At 58.7% G+C, this 15188-nt stretch carries 17 protein-coding genes; 7 read left to right on the top strand and 10 right to left on the bottom strand.

Annotation, left to right across the window (positions count from 1 at the left end; all coding sequences use genetic code 11):
* On the bottom strand, positions 1 to 307 hold a 307-nt coding region (locus ACFO5X_RS12795), incomplete at its 3' end, for a ParB/Srx family N-terminal domain-containing protein (protein WP_380717900.1).
* A 644-nt stretch (positions 308 to 951) separates the two neighbouring features.
* Between ACFO5X_RS12795 and ACFO5X_RS12800 the strand changes: the two genes are divergently transcribed.
* The gene (locus ACFO5X_RS12800; RefSeq protein WP_380717863.1) at positions 952 to 1452 is read left to right on the top strand and encodes a hypothetical protein; all 501 of its coding nucleotides are present in this window, start codon (positions 952 to 954) and stop codon (positions 1450 to 1452) included.
* A gap of 3 nt (positions 1453 to 1455) precedes the next feature.
* Here the strand turns inward: ACFO5X_RS12800 and ACFO5X_RS12805 are convergent, their stop codons facing one another.
* Positions 1456 to 2016: an ATP/GTP-binding protein gene (locus tag ACFO5X_RS12805; RefSeq protein ID WP_380717864.1), complete on the bottom strand. Its 561-nt coding sequence runs from the start codon at positions 2014 to 2016 to the stop codon at positions 1456 to 1458.
* Between the two features lie 99 nt (positions 2017 to 2115).
* Between ACFO5X_RS12805 and ACFO5X_RS12810 the strand changes: the two genes are divergently transcribed.
* From ACFO5X_RS12810 to ACFO5X_RS12820, 3 genes are read left to right on the top strand one after another with little or no spacing between them, the layout of a single operon-like run.
* A complete protein-coding gene (locus ACFO5X_RS12810) occupies positions 2116 to 3300 on the top strand; it encodes a dCTP deaminase domain-containing protein (protein WP_380717865.1) in 1185 nt (394 codons plus the stop codon).
* Between the two features lie 4 nt (positions 3301 to 3304).
* Positions 3305 to 4603, top strand: a complete 1299-nt coding sequence (locus ACFO5X_RS12815) for a hypothetical protein (protein WP_380717866.1) — start codon at positions 3305 to 3307, stop codon at positions 4601 to 4603.
* Positions 4597 to 5541 (top strand): TIM barrel protein, encoded by a 945-nt coding sequence (locus ACFO5X_RS12820; RefSeq protein WP_380717867.1) that lies wholly within the window; start codon positions 4597 to 4599, stop codon positions 5539 to 5541. The genes ACFO5X_RS12815 and ACFO5X_RS12820 overlap by 7 nt, the downstream gene beginning before the upstream one ends.
* A gap of 213 nt (positions 5542 to 5754) precedes the next feature.
* On the opposite strand, the gene ACFO5X_RS12825 is transcribed toward ACFO5X_RS12820, so the two are convergent.
* The 8 genes from ACFO5X_RS12825 to ACFO5X_RS12860 all read right to left on the bottom strand — a co-directional run bounded on the left by ACFO5X_RS12825 (position 5755) and on the right by ACFO5X_RS12860 (position 12637).
* The gene (locus ACFO5X_RS12825) at positions 5755 to 6642 is read right to left on the bottom strand and encodes a hypothetical protein (protein ID WP_380717868.1); all 888 of its coding nucleotides are present in this window, start codon (positions 6640 to 6642) and stop codon (positions 5755 to 5757) included.
* A 26-nt stretch (positions 6643 to 6668) separates the two neighbouring features.
* Positions 6669 to 8750: a bifunctional DNA primase/polymerase gene (locus tag ACFO5X_RS12830; protein ID WP_380717869.1), complete on the bottom strand. Its 2082-nt coding sequence runs from the start codon at positions 8748 to 8750 to the stop codon at positions 6669 to 6671.
* Positions 8751 to 8807: 57 nt separating this feature from the next.
* Positions 8808 to 9077, bottom strand: a complete 270-nt coding sequence (locus ACFO5X_RS12835; RefSeq protein ID WP_380717870.1) for a helix-turn-helix transcriptional regulator — start codon at positions 9075 to 9077, stop codon at positions 8808 to 8810.
* On the bottom strand, positions 9077 to 9253 hold the full coding sequence (locus tag ACFO5X_RS12840; RefSeq protein ID WP_380717871.1) for a hypothetical protein: 177 nt from the start codon (positions 9251 to 9253) through the stop codon (positions 9077 to 9079). Before ACFO5X_RS12840 ends, ACFO5X_RS12835 begins: the two co-directional genes overlap by 1 nt.
* A gap of 82 nt (positions 9254 to 9335) precedes the next feature.
* On the bottom strand, positions 9336 to 10010 hold the full coding sequence (locus ACFO5X_RS12845) for a sigma-70 family RNA polymerase sigma factor (protein WP_380717872.1): 675 nt from the start codon (positions 10008 to 10010) through the stop codon (positions 9336 to 9338).
* 167 nt (positions 10011 to 10177) lie between these two features.
* A complete protein-coding gene (locus tag ACFO5X_RS12850) occupies positions 10178 to 10390 on the bottom strand; it encodes a hypothetical protein (protein ID WP_380717873.1) in 213 nt (70 codons plus the stop codon).
* 76 nt (positions 10391 to 10466) lie between these two features.
* Entirely contained in the window at positions 10467 to 10976 is a 510-nt protein-coding gene (locus ACFO5X_RS12855) for a hypothetical protein (RefSeq protein ID WP_380717874.1), read from the bottom strand.
* Between the two features lie 92 nt (positions 10977 to 11068).
* Positions 11069 to 12637 (bottom strand): hypothetical protein, encoded by a 1569-nt coding sequence (locus ACFO5X_RS12860; protein ID WP_380717875.1) that lies wholly within the window; start codon positions 12635 to 12637, stop codon positions 11069 to 11071.
* Positions 12638 to 13003: 366 nt separating this feature from the next.
* Between ACFO5X_RS12860 and ACFO5X_RS12865 the strand changes: the two genes are divergently transcribed.
* From ACFO5X_RS12865 to ACFO5X_RS12875, 3 genes are read left to right on the top strand one after another with little or no spacing between them, the layout of a single operon-like run.
* Positions 13004 to 13456 (top strand): DUF2924 domain-containing protein, encoded by a 453-nt coding sequence (locus ACFO5X_RS12865; RefSeq protein WP_380717876.1) that lies wholly within the window; start codon positions 13004 to 13006, stop codon positions 13454 to 13456.
* Entirely contained in the window at positions 13453 to 14775 is a 1323-nt protein-coding gene (locus ACFO5X_RS12870) for a recombinase family protein (RefSeq protein ID WP_380717877.1), read from the top strand. Before ACFO5X_RS12865 ends, ACFO5X_RS12870 begins: the two co-directional genes overlap by 4 nt.
* Positions 14772 to 15176, top strand: a complete 405-nt coding sequence (locus ACFO5X_RS12875; protein ID WP_380717878.1) for a hypothetical protein — start codon at positions 14772 to 14774, stop codon at positions 15174 to 15176. The genes ACFO5X_RS12870 and ACFO5X_RS12875 overlap by 4 nt, the downstream gene beginning before the upstream one ends.
* Positions 15177 to 15188: the final 12 nt, after the last annotated feature.

Consider the following 15188-nt stretch of genomic DNA (forward strand, 5'->3'; position numbering starts at 1 on the left):
GGTCTGTCAGGTCCCCGAGTTCCAGCGCCAAAAGATCGCGATCCCAGCCCGCAGCTTCGGCCAGCCGATTGTCGGCCAATATGTAGGCCCGCTTTTGCGCCTCGCTCAGGTGGCGAAGTTCAATGACCGGCACCTCGGCCAGTCCCAGCTTGCGTGCCGCCAGCACCCGCCCGTGCCCCGCGATAATGCCATTCTCGCCGTCGACCAGAACTGGGTTGTTGAAACCGAACTCCCGGATCGATCCGGGGATCTGTGCAACCTGGGTTTCCGAATGCGTGCGGGCATTGTTGGCATAGGGGATCAGCATCTCTACCGGGCAATGTCGAATGGACGTCGCGCCGCGAAGGCCATCGCTGTCCAGGTCTTGTATCACGACGGTGCGTCCCATGAGCCCCCCGTTGGGAATTGGTCGTGTCCGTTTGCTTGCTTGGCTGAAGTATATCTCTGTTTTTAAGTTACTGAAAGGATGACAGTTTCACGCAAACGACGACAGGGGCGCACACAGACCGACAGGGAGGTTAGGGCTATCCCATGGAGGTCCGGCACCATGACGCGGTTCAGCGTGGAATCTGATGCACAGCGGCGAAATGGTAAGAATCCAATGACTGCTTTGCGGATACTCCTGTCATTCGCTGCATCAGCTCGATCTGTGCCGCGCTTTCGAGCCGCTGTACTGGAGGGGCGGGAAGCGGAACTTCGCTGCGGTTGCAGTGCAAGAAATCAAGCACGCTAAGCAGACATCCGCCAGTCAGAGCGACAGTTCGCAAGTGGTGGCGAGCGATCAACTCTCCTCTGTCGGGTTTTGGGTAAGTGACCTATGATGGAGGGCAGACCGCCCGACGCTGTCGAAATGCGATCATACACCAATACGAGAGACGTATCGTCAATATGAACCCCGGACATCAACACATCATAGTGCTCTCGGGGCCAACAGGAGTTGGGAAAACGACTTTGGCCCACGAAATGTTTCTGCTTTTCGGAGCGCTCCATGTGTCAACCAGCTCGCTGATTTCCAGTATCCGACCTACTCTACTTCCAGGCAGGGTATCTCTACAGCAAGCCGGCAACAGTCTCGACGAAGAAACCAATTTTCGCTGGATTGCTGACGAAGTGTCGAAGCTTGAGCGAGAACTCTCGGACCGCTCACTGGTGGTCGATGCGGTCCGCAAACCGGAACAGGTTCTGGCGCTTCGTGAGCAAACGACCCTGAATATCACACACGTTCACCTAGTGGCTAGCTACGACCACCTTGTTCATCGTCATAGACTAAGATCGCGTGACATAGATGCCGGCCAAGAATACGACACCATCGTAAAGGATGCTAGCGAAAGCTATCAGTCGGAATTGGCTGACGTTTCTGACCTCAAACTCGATGCCGAAGTTGCCTCTCCATCACAGTTGGCAGCAAAAGTCTTGTCGTTTCTCAATGGTGCGGCCACAGAAACCGCCTAGTCGCTATGCTGTTTCCGGCAAGCTCGAAATCGCATCCAAAACTTTGGATGCGCGCTCCTCTAAGGAACCGCGCACTTCGAGGGTTGGCATCCCGAAGTGATCCAGCAGTTCTCGGATTACTTCATCGATGTACGCCTGGTAATCAAGGTCCGCCGGTCTCAGTTCGTCTTGCTCCATCGGGAACTCAATTGGCAGGTATAAGTAGAGCCGGGTCCTGTGCTTCTCTGCGTGTATCTGCTCGACGATCAGCTTCTCAAGTGAGTACGAAAACCGATGAGGGAACTGGTCGCGGGTATAGGCATAGAGGTCGAGAATCGATCTGTCGGTCAAGACGAGCTTGGTTTGAACTTGGCGCACCTCTGCCAAACAGTAGCCAAGGTACTCAAAGACGCCATCGAGGGAAATCTTGTCGTTGACGTAGAAGCCGCGCTTGGCGATCTCCCTTGCCGGCTCACGGATGACACTGATGTCTTCGGGGCTCGCCGCATGCGCGGTTACTTCCTCGATTAGTGAGGTCTTGCCGACGCCGTGCGCGCCGGTGACGGTGATGAAATAATGGTCCATCGCAGAAAGGCCCCCAACCTCTAGGCTTTACCGAAGCCTGAACACCAAGTTATCCTCCATACAAGCAACAATTTGTGAGCAATTCCGCAAGGAGCGTAGATGGCCACCTCGCAACAACAACCAGCAGCTCAACCAACTGGCGTGTTGCTGCGCAAGGAGATCATTGATCGAGAAATAATTTTGGAGGACCCGTGCGGGACTTGCTTCAAGCCTGCAAGCTACGATCTGCGAATCGGTGACGACTACATCGACCCCACTGACGGTGAGCAAAGTGCCTCGCTTAAGCCTCTTCAAGGAAAATCGATAACGATTCCACCCTTCGGAGCCATGATTGTCTCAACACATGAAGTTGTGAAGATCCCCGGAGATGTGATTGGCAAATTCAACCTTCGGATCAAAATGGCCTTGCAAGGCCTTTTTGTTCAAATGGGTACACAAGTTGAACCTCATTACCATGGCAAGCTTTTCGCGGTTCTCTACAACATCACATCTGAACCAATCGAACTCTTCACAGAAGGCGGACAGGACAAGGTAGGCAAGGGCCGGGATCGCCTGTTCACTATTGAGTTCTTCAACGTTGGGCGAGAGGCTGAGAACGACGATCCTGGCCAAAAAGAAGTCGTAGATATCAGAGATTTTGTAAAGAACACGAAATTCTCTAAAAGCACAATTCGGGCGATGCAACAAGAGGTAGAGCGCTTCCGAGGTGAAATTCATAATCTGGGACAAAAGATAAGTCATACCGAAAAAGAGATATACGAACGCTTAAACCAACAATTCCTTGGTGCGTTCCAAGCGGCACAAGCGCAGGTAGATGCCGCAAAGACTATTGGGGAATTGAAAGCCGCTGGCGAAGCCGAGAGCTCGAAACGTCTACGAGAATTAGTTGACGGAAACAAAGAAGAGATAGGGAGAGCTAGGTCCGACTTTGATCATCGCCTCACAAGAGTTGAGGAGAAACGGCGTCACCTAGTTTGGGGCGTAATCTTGGGCGGGTTTGGTCTAGCGTTCCTAAGTGCACTCATTCCGGTCATTCTGGGACTGGCTGTGAACTACACCAGAGGATGGGCTGACGGGGATCGCGGCGAAGTCGTTCTGAGAGACGTCACCGCACTTCGAACGCAACTGGAAGCACTGACGAGCCGGCTCGATGACGTTAGAAAGATTGACACTCTAAGCCTGGAAATCGAAGCTCTAAAGGCCGAGATCGTTGCGCTTCAGCAACAGCTAGGCTATAATGTGGAGCAAAATGGAGCGGAGACACCGCCTCCGCCGGAGCAGTAAAGCGATGTTTAAGTACGCCTTCATCGGAGCGGGTCCAGCCGCATTGAACGCCGTTGTCGAGTTGCCGCTCGGCGACCGGCGGGCGGCTGTCGTTGTCGACGCTGGTTTCAAGAAGGGACGAAAGATCTGCCCGTCGCTAAAAAAACATTCTTGCTCAAGCTGTTTCAAAGAGAAATGTCATGTGATCAATGGCATAGGTGGGTCATCGGCAACGTTTGGCAACAAATACTGTCACTTTCCGGCCAGTTCTGGCGTCCAAGAGTTGATGAGCGTCAAGCCTGACGTTCGGTCAGAGGCATCCGCTCATGGAAGAAGCGTCGTGGTTCAACATCCCAACGTGCCAAACCGGAAGGTGTATGACGTCAGCATTGCGCACGCGGACAGCTACAGAGCGGCGCTCGACGACCTGATCTCGGACGTGCAGTCAACGACACCGATCCTCGAAGGTTGGTCAGTGGAGAGCATTGAGCGCCTAGGTGCCAACTGTTTCAGACTGGTCTCGGAGACGGGCGAGGTGATTGACACCGAGAATGTCGTGATCGCAACGGGTAGAAGCGGGCACATTGCATTAAGGCGATGGTTGGATCAGCTGGGCATTGAATACGCTGAGAACTCGCCAGACATCGGTGTTCGGATCGAAGCCCCATCGAACACGATCAGCAGGCAGTTCCTTTACCAGGATGACCCGAAGTTCAAGTTTGATTTTGGTAGCCTAGGACAGGCGAGAACCTTCTGCACGTGCAAAGGCGGGCAGATCGTTCCCGTCAAATTTGGAAGCGGCTTCTTTGCGGATGGTGCCTTTGTAAGAAAAGACACCGGACGGACCAACGTCGCGCTAATGGCAAGAACTGGAGAGGTTTTCGAACCGCAGCTCCTTGAGGAATGGTGCCAGTCCGTCAACGAGGCGAGTGAGGATCGGCTGCTCCTCGGAGCCTTTGACAAGTTTTCGGGAAGCGCTTCCACGTTGGAACAAGAAATAATTGACGTGATCCCAGAAGGACCGAGCCCGCAGTACAAGAAGGCGCTTCAGGCTTTGCTTCACAGGCTTCTCAACGATCCGTCTTGCCAGATTTTTGATGGCGCTACAGGAGAGCATGGGTCTCTCAAAGTGTTCGGTCCTTCAATCGATCTCTACTGGCCCAAGGTGCAACTGTCTCAAGGGTTCAAGGCTTCTGTCGAAGGTGTTTACGTCATCGGGGACGCTGCAGGAGTGTCGCGCGGTATTGTTCAGGCAATGGCGGCAGGGGGCTCTTGGGCACATTCGGTCAGTTGCAATGCCGCACGCAATGTAGCCCTATGGTGAGGTTTGGCGTCGCTGGATACCCGTTAGCTTTCACAGAAAGTCCTGACGGCAAAGATCGGTCAAAGATATTCGAATGGGTTTCCAAGATTGGTTTGGATGCAGTTGAGCTGCAGATGACATATGGACCGAGGACAAAGCCTGAAAAATGCTTAGAATATAAGGCTCTAGCTGATGGCCTTGGGATAAGGCTATCCGTACACGCGGCATACTATATCGTTTTGACAAGTGGTGAGGAAGACAAGATTTCTCGCTCGATTGACACGTTGAACAAGACCTACGAATTGACCGACCTACTAGGTGGTAAAGAGGTGATATTGCACCCGGGGCCATTGTACGGTGGAGATGAAGAAGAAGTTTCCGCGAGGTTTGCGGACAATGCAGCCAGGTTCGTCGACCAAATTGGGTCCACGGAAATTGGCCTGTTTATTGAGACGGCTGGGAAAGTCGGTCAACTTGGTTCAGTTGAAAAAATTCTCTCACTGTCGCAGCAAATTGAAGGTGTTCATCCTTGCATCGATTTTGGGCATGTCCATGCCAGAACGCTAGGAACGCTTGAGAGCGCCAACAACATTTTCGCGCTTTGCGATCAAATTCAGTGTTTTCTAGATAATAACCCGCTAAAGAGAGCGCATTTTCACTACACTCCGATCCATTTCGGGCCGCGGGGCGAAATTCAACATCGTGCAGTGGATGATCGCTATCCCGAACCACCGCAGAAAGACCTGTTCGGAGAAGCCGCTGTTGGCGAAAGTTCGGAAGACGGCCTGTTTCATCCAAGACCGGCCCCAGTTGCGGAAGCCCTCAGCAAGCTGCCTGGGGACTTCACTGTCATCTCCGAGACCCATAACAGCCAAGAAATTGGCGCGAAGACCCTCAAGAGAAGTTATTTGGACAACGTACGATCCGGTCTTGGCGTGGCAGAGGCGCGTAATGGCTGAACTGAGGCCCTGTTCTCGCAAACTTTGAACCCGGCCATCCCTTGATTTCGCACTCGCCGCGAATGGCCGGTAAGCGGGCTGTGCTTGCAACACTGCAAAGGTAGGACGAAGGTCCGGACTGGGCCGGGAGCGACGGCTCATCCTTTCTGCACTTGCGAGACGGTGCCTAGGCATCATAGAGCAATAAAGGCTCCAAGCGGTCCTCTGACGATTTCAATCAGCAACAGAACCAAGGCGTCGCCACTCCGCCAGACCACCAAAAGTCCTTTCGATCAGCGCCCGGGCTTCGTCTTCGCCGATCAACCCTGGCAGCCGCCACGCCCGCTGCCACGATCGGCCGCGTCCTGGGCGACGGTAGGAGGCCGATTTAAGCGACATTTCCCTTATATGATCCATATAAGAGGAATGTCGCTTAAATCCGGCTCTCTCGAAAGCTTTCTGGGCCTGCTTTTCGCTGCTAAACAGGGCCGGATGCAGGGCAGTGGCATCACCCGGGCTGTCGACGGCGACGCCCGCCAGCAACATGTTCTGCATCAGGTCCGGTGCTGCCAAGTCCCAGCTGGTGACCACAGCATGCACCAAGGGGAGGGCGACATCAGCGAGCACTTGGACTTCGAGCGGCGTCTGCGCCGTCGGGTTCACCCCACGCCCGCGGCCGATGGCCTGTATCAGTTCGTCGTCGCAGATGGCCGAACGCAACAGCTCGCCCGCCGGATCGCCGTGGGCAATCACCCGAACCGGGCGCCTGGACCCATCCGGCATGTGCACGGCGCGGCGGCAGAAGCCGTAGCCGCCGGCCACTTCCTTTCCGAAAAATCCGCCGACGAGGTGGTTAATATCTTCAGATGGAGGCAAAGGCCGCCCGACCAGGATGATCTGCGCGGCGTCGCACCAGGCATCGAGCCCTGCGATGGCGTTGAAATGCGCCGTCTCCACATTTGGGATCCCTGCAAAGGCGGCTTCAGCGGATTGGTAGGTAATCACCAACGTGCGGTCCGGCGCCACACGCAGCGCATGCCAGCGCAGGTAATCGACGACCTCGGCAAGGTGGCGACGCCTTCGAGCGTTGTTCTCACCGGTTGCTCGTGAGGCCTCGATCAAGTCCGACTTTCCGAACCGACCCGTGATCAACCGCAATGAATGTGCGGTGTGGAGGCGTCGATCTTTTCCACGTCCAGGGTCGGGAGCACCCTGCGAGCAATCTCCGGCCTCAGCGTGGCGTCAAGATGCAGGACAGGCTTCGAGCGCAGGTTTGGACGGATGACATGCATCCCGGTGATCAGCAGGTCGTGCAGCCCGGTCTTCGGATCAGGCGGCAGGGTCCTCACCTGTCCGCGGCTGTCGTTTCCTTCAAGGATATCGGCGCAGATGTTGAACAGCCCGCCCTGGCGTGTCGCGATCTGGTTCTGCGCCCCGATGGCGGCGGCGACCTGACGTTCGTCGCGGGACATGCTCGGATAGAGGCCGGGGTCCATGCGGCGGGCGTATTCCAACCCGGCAGCCCTGCGGCAGTGCTCGACCGTGAGCCCGCCGGCCACAAGATTGCCTTTCCGCACCGCGCCCGGTCCGGTGGCTATCAACGCCATCATCAGGGTGTGGCGCAGGTCCAGGAGATCGGCAGCAGAGGCGGCCGCCCCGAGTTTTGATGATCCCCGCTTGCGACCGGAGATGGATTGTTCCGCCAATGTCTCGACCTTGAGCTCTTGGTTCTCGATCATGGCGCGAGCCCAGCATCCTTCATCGATCAGCAACAGCGCAAAGGTTCCCGGTTCGGACGAAAAGCCGGTGAAGAGGGCGTCATAGGGCGCGATGACCACATCCGCTGCAGCCACCTCGCGCTGGTTCTCCTGCTTGAGACACGTGTCATGGAACTGGCACGCGCGATTGAGCTTGTCGCGGCAAACCGTGTTGGAAACGTCGAGCCCCGCAGTCAGCGCCAGCCGCACCGCCTCGACATCCCGGCACATCAGTTCGCCCCGGGTCGGGTGACGCATCTCATATCCTCGCAGAACCGCCACCGTGACCCCGGTCTGCCGCCACTCGGCAGCGCATTCCTCTGCCAGCGCGTGGGAGGGCGTGAACACGGCGATCCGGTGGGGAAGACCCGCGGCTCGCAGCCGTTCGCGCAGCGCCAGCAGATGGCGTCGCGCCGCCGAACTCTTGCCCAGCCCCACGGTGGCCCGCAATCCGATCTGCGGGGCGGGCTCTGCCTCTTCGCCACTGTGCCAAGCCTCGATCCGGTCGCAGGCATTCGCGAGGAATGCGTCCAGTTGTCCGCGCGCTGCGGCAACGCTGCGCCCGACAGGAGTATTCACGGGTTCGGGCGTGTCGGTGCTGCGCGGCGGCAGAAGTCCACTCCGAAGCAGGCGGAGCTTGTCGTTGACCTTCTTTCTCGCATCACCCTGCCTGTAAGGGCGCTGACTCCCCTTTCGTGCCCGCGAGAGGTCCGTTGAACCGACGAAGCGGTCCCAGACCTGAAGCGACACTGCCTCGGCGTCCGGCGCCAGACCGACGTCCAGTGCATCGTGCACCGCGTGAAACGCGATGATCGACAGCCAGACGTCGCGCCCGTCGATGACCAGCCCATCGACGCGGACGGGCTGATTGGGCTGGGGTGGCGATCCTCGCGGGCGAGGCGGTGTGGACGACCGACTCGGCAGCGCAGCAGATGCTTCGCCCAGGAAGGTGCGCAGCTGATCGCATGTAACGGAGGGAAGGTCGGTCAGGACGATTTCCAGCGGGGTGTCGCCAGTGGGCCAGCTGTAGGCCCGCCCGGTGTCGGGATGGACGCCGAAGGCCACGAACTGCTGGCCACTCCCGAGCACCTCAATGCCCGGCACCTGCATTTTGGCGAAGGGCGCGTCCGTGCGGTAGAGCAGCAGCCGTTTTGGCCAAAGCCCGACACGGACAAGGGTTACCCCGAGGGTCTGTTCGGCCTTGTGGGCCACCTCATGGGCGAGGTCGGCGTCGAGCAGGTCGATGTCGAGGCCGACCAGGGCACCCGTCCTGAGTCCGATGCCGCAGTCCGAAAACTTCGTGGACCAAGTATCGACAGCTCCGACATCGATTGGCACCGTCGACCATCGGGTCAGCGCGGGCACCTTGGTGCCGGTCCGGATCGGGATCGGGAGATAGCCGTTGTCGAACAGCCTGGCCGCAGCCAACCCATAGGTGATGGCACCAGCACCTGCGGGGCGGTCTCGGGCCACCCGCTTGTCTGTCTGCTTGTCCGGTGGGGGCCTGGTATGCCACTCCACCTTCACTGGTTATTTGCCTCGCGGACCGTGCAAGGCCTCAGACTCAAAAGTGTCGACGTCCTCCTCCCGGTAGACCACGCGCCCGCAGAGCTTCAGCCAGCAGGGGCCAGTGCCATTAACGCGCCAACGCTCCAACGTCCGAGGGCTTACGCGCCAGCGAGCGGCAAGTTCGGCGGGCGTCAGATGGCGGGGCGCAACAGAAAGCCCACCGGAGTCGAATGCACTGGAGTCGTCGGCTTCTAAGTCAGTTCCCGCACCGGTGATCGGCATTGTCCCCATCACACGATCTCCTGATTAATGAGTGGGGAAGCGCGGCGATAGAGGGCGAAGAGCGGCGTGCCGCACTCGGTTATCTCGACATAATGAACCTGGTAGTCGTCCGTCTGGTTAGTCCGGAACTGCAAATCCCAAGCACGGAACAGCCCGGGCAACCGGTTGAAGGTGGTGTCTGTCATGATCGTGTCCGTTTCGCTGCAAGACCTAAGCGAGGTCTCGAAAAGGAAAAGCCAACCGGACCGGCAGGTTGGGACATCGCTTTCAGCTACGGTCATGATCGGCTTGCAGCCTGGCGATGGCGCGCTGGTAGCGTTTGCGCGCGACGTCATGAGTCAGGCCCAGCGATGCGGACGCTTCCTTCTGGGAGAGCCCGAAGATGACGACAGCGATTACCAGGAAAGCGTCGTCACCGACGACATGCTGCAAGCGACGCACCAGGTCCTTCATAGACGTCTCGGAATTCCCTAGATGAGGCCGCCCGTCCCCGCCGATTGAATCAGCCAGATCGTTAGTGAAGGCGACCTCGACCCGGTCGCGCTCCTTCGTCAGCATCCGGCGGATGTCGCGTTCGACATTGCGCAGCAGGGTTGCCGCTATCCGGGACACCCGGGCAAGGTCCAGGGTGGAAATGCCGGCGGTGACCCGGCCAGCAAGTTCCGTCGCCAGTCGATCCGGGTCATTCCCGAACCACCGCATCAACCTGCCGTGGATTGCATCGAGGCCAGGCCAGAGGGCGAGGATCAGCGCTACCTTGGCGGTCCCCGACGTCTCCGCCATGCGCTGCGCCTCCGCGATCAACGCGCTCAGCACGGTGTTCTTGCAATCCGCGTCGCCGGACGTCGTGTTCAGGAAGGCCAGCAGGCTCGGCAGATCGGCGTATGGGGACAACGCTGGTTGGTGCTGTCGCAGCAGAATGAAGGACGAGATGAATGTCATACGTTGGGTCGAGAGCACAAGTTTTCGATGAACCGCGTGCCAGGGGGCTCGCATGGGACGCCTGCCTTGCGGCCGGGCGTCAGGCGCCTCATCGTGGCCGGGTCAGGGCGTCGCGCGCCTCATGGGGAATGAGTAAAACCGGCCGGGGACACCGGCCGGTCGTAGGTTCAGCGCAGTTCGTTGAGCTTGCCGCAGTTGCGGCAGACAGCGGTCACCGGGATGGAGACGACATACTGGTGCCCCCGGGCGAAGCAGATTTCGACGCGCTGTTCATTGAGGTGGCCGAGCTTCATGAAACACTTGGAGCAGAGCCAAGTTTGCTCGGTGGTGCACGACGTGCTGCGATTGGTGTGGCGGTTGGGGCGAAAAGGTGCGGCCATCTGAGGGCTCCTGTCGTTGAAGGAGCGCCACAGTTGTCAGGCGAATCAGGAGGTCGTCAGACCCCCCAAAAGGAGATCAAACGGAGATGGGCTCCTCACACAGCGCCCAGAACCCACGCTTCGGTGAATATAGATATCGGTTTTCAAGTTCCGGCCATTCATCTCCGATCATCTGTGGGAGTTGCTTGAACCCTGGGTAAGCCTTGAGTTCCGCCAGCTTGACACCAAACTCGCGGCTTTGGTGGGCCTTGAAGAGGCGTTCAAACAGCAAGACCTTCTTGGCTCCGATGACGATCCGCGGCTGCTGACCAGGAACGGTAACCTGCGCTGCGCCATCACCCTGCCGTCGAAAGTGGACCGCGCTGCCCCGCAGGGCGGCATCAATCGAAGCTTCGTAGGCAATACGGATCGAATCCACGTCGAGATGTCGATCGTCGGTATCCAGATAGTCAGGCAAACCCAAAACAACGTTGCAGCCTGAATACGGGAACCGAGCCGACTGCGGGGTGAAAACGATGCCGCGCGCGTTGTTGCTTTCACCACGCAGTAGCCGCTCGGTCCGTTCTAACAGTTTGTCGTTGGACATGCCCCGCATCAGGAAGACCGGAACATCGGCGAGCCCGATACTGGTCCTCCCAAGTTAGTGAAGGTGTTCGTCCAGTTCACGAACGCGTCCCTTTAACCCAAGCGCCGAGATGGTCTGACGCAGTGCGTCCCGGACATAATCGAAGCGGACCTCGTACTTCGTGATGTCTTCCGAAGCCATGCGGTGACCGGAGCCGCCGGGCTCCAAGCTAAGCGGACCTGGCCATCCGTTCGGCCCGCTTCGACGTAATGGGGCATTTCGCCAAGTTCGTCATCCTCGAACAAGATGACGTCCGACCACCCCTTGCTTACCAGAAAACCGTGCGAGGTCAAATCGGCCGCATCGACACCGATTTCCGCCAGGAGTCTGCCGGTGACGACAGTCTCGGTCAGATCATACAGAGCCATAAGTTGGGGCAGTCGTTCAAGGCGAGCACGCGGACTTAAACCCGAAATGCGTTCCAGAACGCCCCATGCCTCGAGCAGGTCGTAACCGAGCGCGCGCTTCATTGGGTCCCGTTCGCTCTGGATATTGGACTTGTTGCGTCCGAACACTTGGAACTTCAATGATCCAGACTTTCCCTTCGGTCCTGAGTATTCGATGTGGAACCCGACTCTTGTAATGTACCCGCCGCCCGTACCCGGAATGACCTTACCGAAAACCTCTCTGGCGGTTGTATCAATGTCTTTGTCCGGGGCAACCGTGAGTGCCACCTTCTTCGTCCAGTCACCCAGCGCGATTTGCACTTCCGTAATTGAGGCGCTTCGTACGCGATGCGCCTCCTGATCGGGGATCGGGAGTTTGAGTGACCTTCTGAATCTCGACAGATCAAAATTCTTTTGGGTGAGGGGCTTGTTCGACAGGTCGTGCCGGAGCGTTTCGCCAGCAAAAATGTTGGCTACCTCGCGCCTTTCAGTTGCATCCCTCGCACAGACTTCTATTAGCTGCCTCCTCTGAGAGTAGACCAGAAGTAGCTCGTCAGGGGGCCGGAAATATACCAGCTCCGTCTTTTTGTTGGGTCGTACCGTTTTCTGGCTGGAATAAGGACCAAAGAAGGTGACCGCCACAAGGATTTCAGGTGCGACGCCATCCCCTATTGGCAATTCAATCGCATCAACGTGACAACCTTCGCCATGTTGAAGACGATCGGCAATTTCCGTAACCAGCTTCACGTCGTCGATGTCTTCCGTGCCGATCGGTATCGACGCGTCGATCGACCAAGATTGATATACCCTTCCATGGTCCCTGTAGACCTTGACCTGCATTGCGCGCTTGGCCGCCTCGAACAGGGGAACAGCATTGCAGAACGCCCAGAGCGAGCGTTGTAATGCATCCTGCACTTGACGCATTTCGCTGAGATCGCCGAACCGACGATGTTCGCTGAGTTTTCGCAGCATGATATCCGGCTCTCGCTCGGCCATAGCAGTTATGCGCATCGCTTCCGTCTCCAAGAGCTTGATGCGGTCATCCTTCAAGGTTTTGATCCTCATCACTGGGCCGTCGTCGGAGGCGGCGTCCGCATTCGGATCGTTCTCGGCCATTAGTACGGGTAGAAACTCCGAGAACTGTGGGTGGCGTAGAAATTCGTCAATCATTGTTTCCGGGCATTCTATCACGAGGCGCGACAGCTCAGGCGCCCCGCGAAACAAATTGCGAGCCATGGCCAACTCCAATGTGAATTGCTCTAGAATCGTCTTCGGATTGCGGCGCATTTGGTGCGTGTTGACAAGCCTTGAGATTCTCAAAATGTTCCGATTTGCGAACCGGCGCTGTCCCAATCTCGGTCGGAAGACGGCTTTTCCCTTTCAGAACGACAAGCTGAAAGGACGCCTCGTGCCGGGTTCAAACCCCCTCCATCCCTCCTACCTGAGCCCGCGCGAGCGCCGCGCAGAACTCTGCGCGATCCTGGCGCTGGAGCTCGTCCGGCTCTGCCAGTCAAGCCAACTATCCGCGGGGATTGGAGAAAGTTCGCTACACAACCCATCCGATCCGAGCGGTCATGAGACCATGCAAACTCGGAGAACCGGATGACCCATGACCCCATCCCCGCACGCCTGGCCGCGTTGAAGACCACCCCGACGCCCGTTCTGAAAGCGCAGTGGCGCGAGTTGTTCGACAGCGAGCCGCCACCGTTCAACCGGCGCTACCTTGAGTCCCGTCTGGCCCATCGCCTCCAGGAACTGGTCTACGGAGGTCTGAAACCGGAGACGATCCGGCGACTGGAACAACTTGGTGAGGAACTGGACGGCGGCGACAAGAAGAAGCGCGGCATGCGAGCCGATCGCGACCGCCCGATCACCGGCACGCGGCTGCTGCGCGAGTGGCAGCGTGTCGAGCAGGTCGTCCCCGTCACCGCCGACGGCTTCGAATGGCAGGGGCGGCCCTACAAGTCGCTGTCTGCCATTGCGCGCGCGATCACGAAAACAAGATGGAACGGGTGGGTATTCTTCGGCCTGAAGAACCACAGGGGGCGGACATGACGAAGCCGCCTGAAAAATCGAAGGTCGTCCGCAAGCTGCGCTGCGCGGTCTACACCCGGAAATCCTCCGAGGAAGGACTGGAGCAGGAGTTCAACAGCCTCCACGCCCAACGGGAGGCCTGCGAAGCCTACATCGCCAGCCAGCGGTCCGAGGGCTGGGTGCTGGTGCGCGATCAGTATGACGACGGCGGCATCTCCGGCGGGACGCTGGAGCGCCCCGGCCTGAAGCGGTTGATGGCCGATATCGAGGACGGGCTGGCCGATGTGGTGGTGGTTTACAAGATTGACAGGCTCAGCCGCTCGCTGGCTGACTTCGCCAAGCTGGTCGAGGTGTTTGACCAGAACGGGGTGACCTTCGTCTCGGTGACGCAGTCGTTCAACACGACCACGTCCATGGGGCGGCTGACGCTGAACATCCTGCTGTCCTTCGCCCAGTTCGAACGCGAGGTGACGGCCGAGCGCATCCGCGACAAGGTTGCCGCCAGCCGCAAGAAGGGCATGTGGATGGGTGGCGTGCCGCCCTACGGCTATCGGGTCGAGAACCGGAAGCTGCTGGTCGACGAAGATTCCGCAGCACATGTCCGCTGGATCTTCGCCCGCTTCATCGAGATCGGCTCCTGCACGGTTCTGGCCCGCGAGGTCGGCGCGCGGGGCATTGCCACGCCACGCGGCAATCGGATCGACAAGAAGTACCTCTACCGGATGCTGTCCAACCGCGCCTACATCGGCGAGGCGGTCCACAAGGGCGAAAGCTATCCCGGCGAACACGACGCGATCGTCGACCACGAGACTTGGGACAAGGTTCACGCCATCCTGCAGGAGAGCCCCCGCAAGAGGGCTGCCCGGACTCGCTCCGACACGCCCGCGCTGCTGAAGGGGCTTCTCTTCGGTCCCGATGGCGCCGCGTTCTCGCCGACACACACCCGCAAGGGCGGCAGGCTCTACCGCTACTATGTCAGCCAGACGGTCCTGAAGCACGGCGCCGGGGCGTGTCCCATCGGCCGCGTGCCTGCTGGCGAGATCGAGGCCGCCGTCATCGACCAACTGCGTGCCGTCTTCCGCCAGCCCGAGATTATCGCGGGCACATGGAAGGCAGCGCGGCCGCAGGGCGACGGGATCACCGAGGCCGACGCCCGTGACGCGTTGACTCGTCTGGATCCACTGTGGGATGAACTCTTCCACGCTGAACAGGCGCGTATCGCGTCGCTGCTGGTCGAACGGATCGACATCGACACCGATGGCCTCGATGTTCGCCTGCGCATCGACGGGTTGACCGAGCTCGCGTGCGAAATGCTGGCAGATCTCGGAGCATCAAAATGAACCGTGCGAAGCCAACGCCGGAAACGGTGACAGTGCGAATCCCGTTCCGACTGGTAAAGCGCGGCGGGCGCAAGGAGATGCAGCTGCCCGAAGGCGCGCCCCAGCGGCGGCGGACCGACAGCACACTGGTCAAGGCGCTGGCCCGCGCCTTCCGGTGGAAACGAATGCTCGAAACAGGCGCGTTCGCGACAGTCGCCGAGTTGGCTGCGCATGAGGGGATTGCACCGTCCTACATGACCCGATTACTACGGATGACGCTGCTCGCGCCGGAAGTAGTTCAGACTATCCTCGACGGGCGGCAAGGGGCCGAAATGACACTGGCGCGGATTCTGGAACCATTTCCAATTGAGTGGGAAGACCAGACACTTGACGGTGCCATTGAGTGGAACTCTAGGTTTTGAGGTGACTGGCGA

It is taken from the genome of Seohaeicola nanhaiensis, assembly GCF_042654245.1.
Classification (GTDB): domain Bacteria; phylum Pseudomonadota; class Alphaproteobacteria; order Rhodobacterales; family Rhodobacteraceae; genus Seohaeicola_A; species Seohaeicola_A nanhaiensis.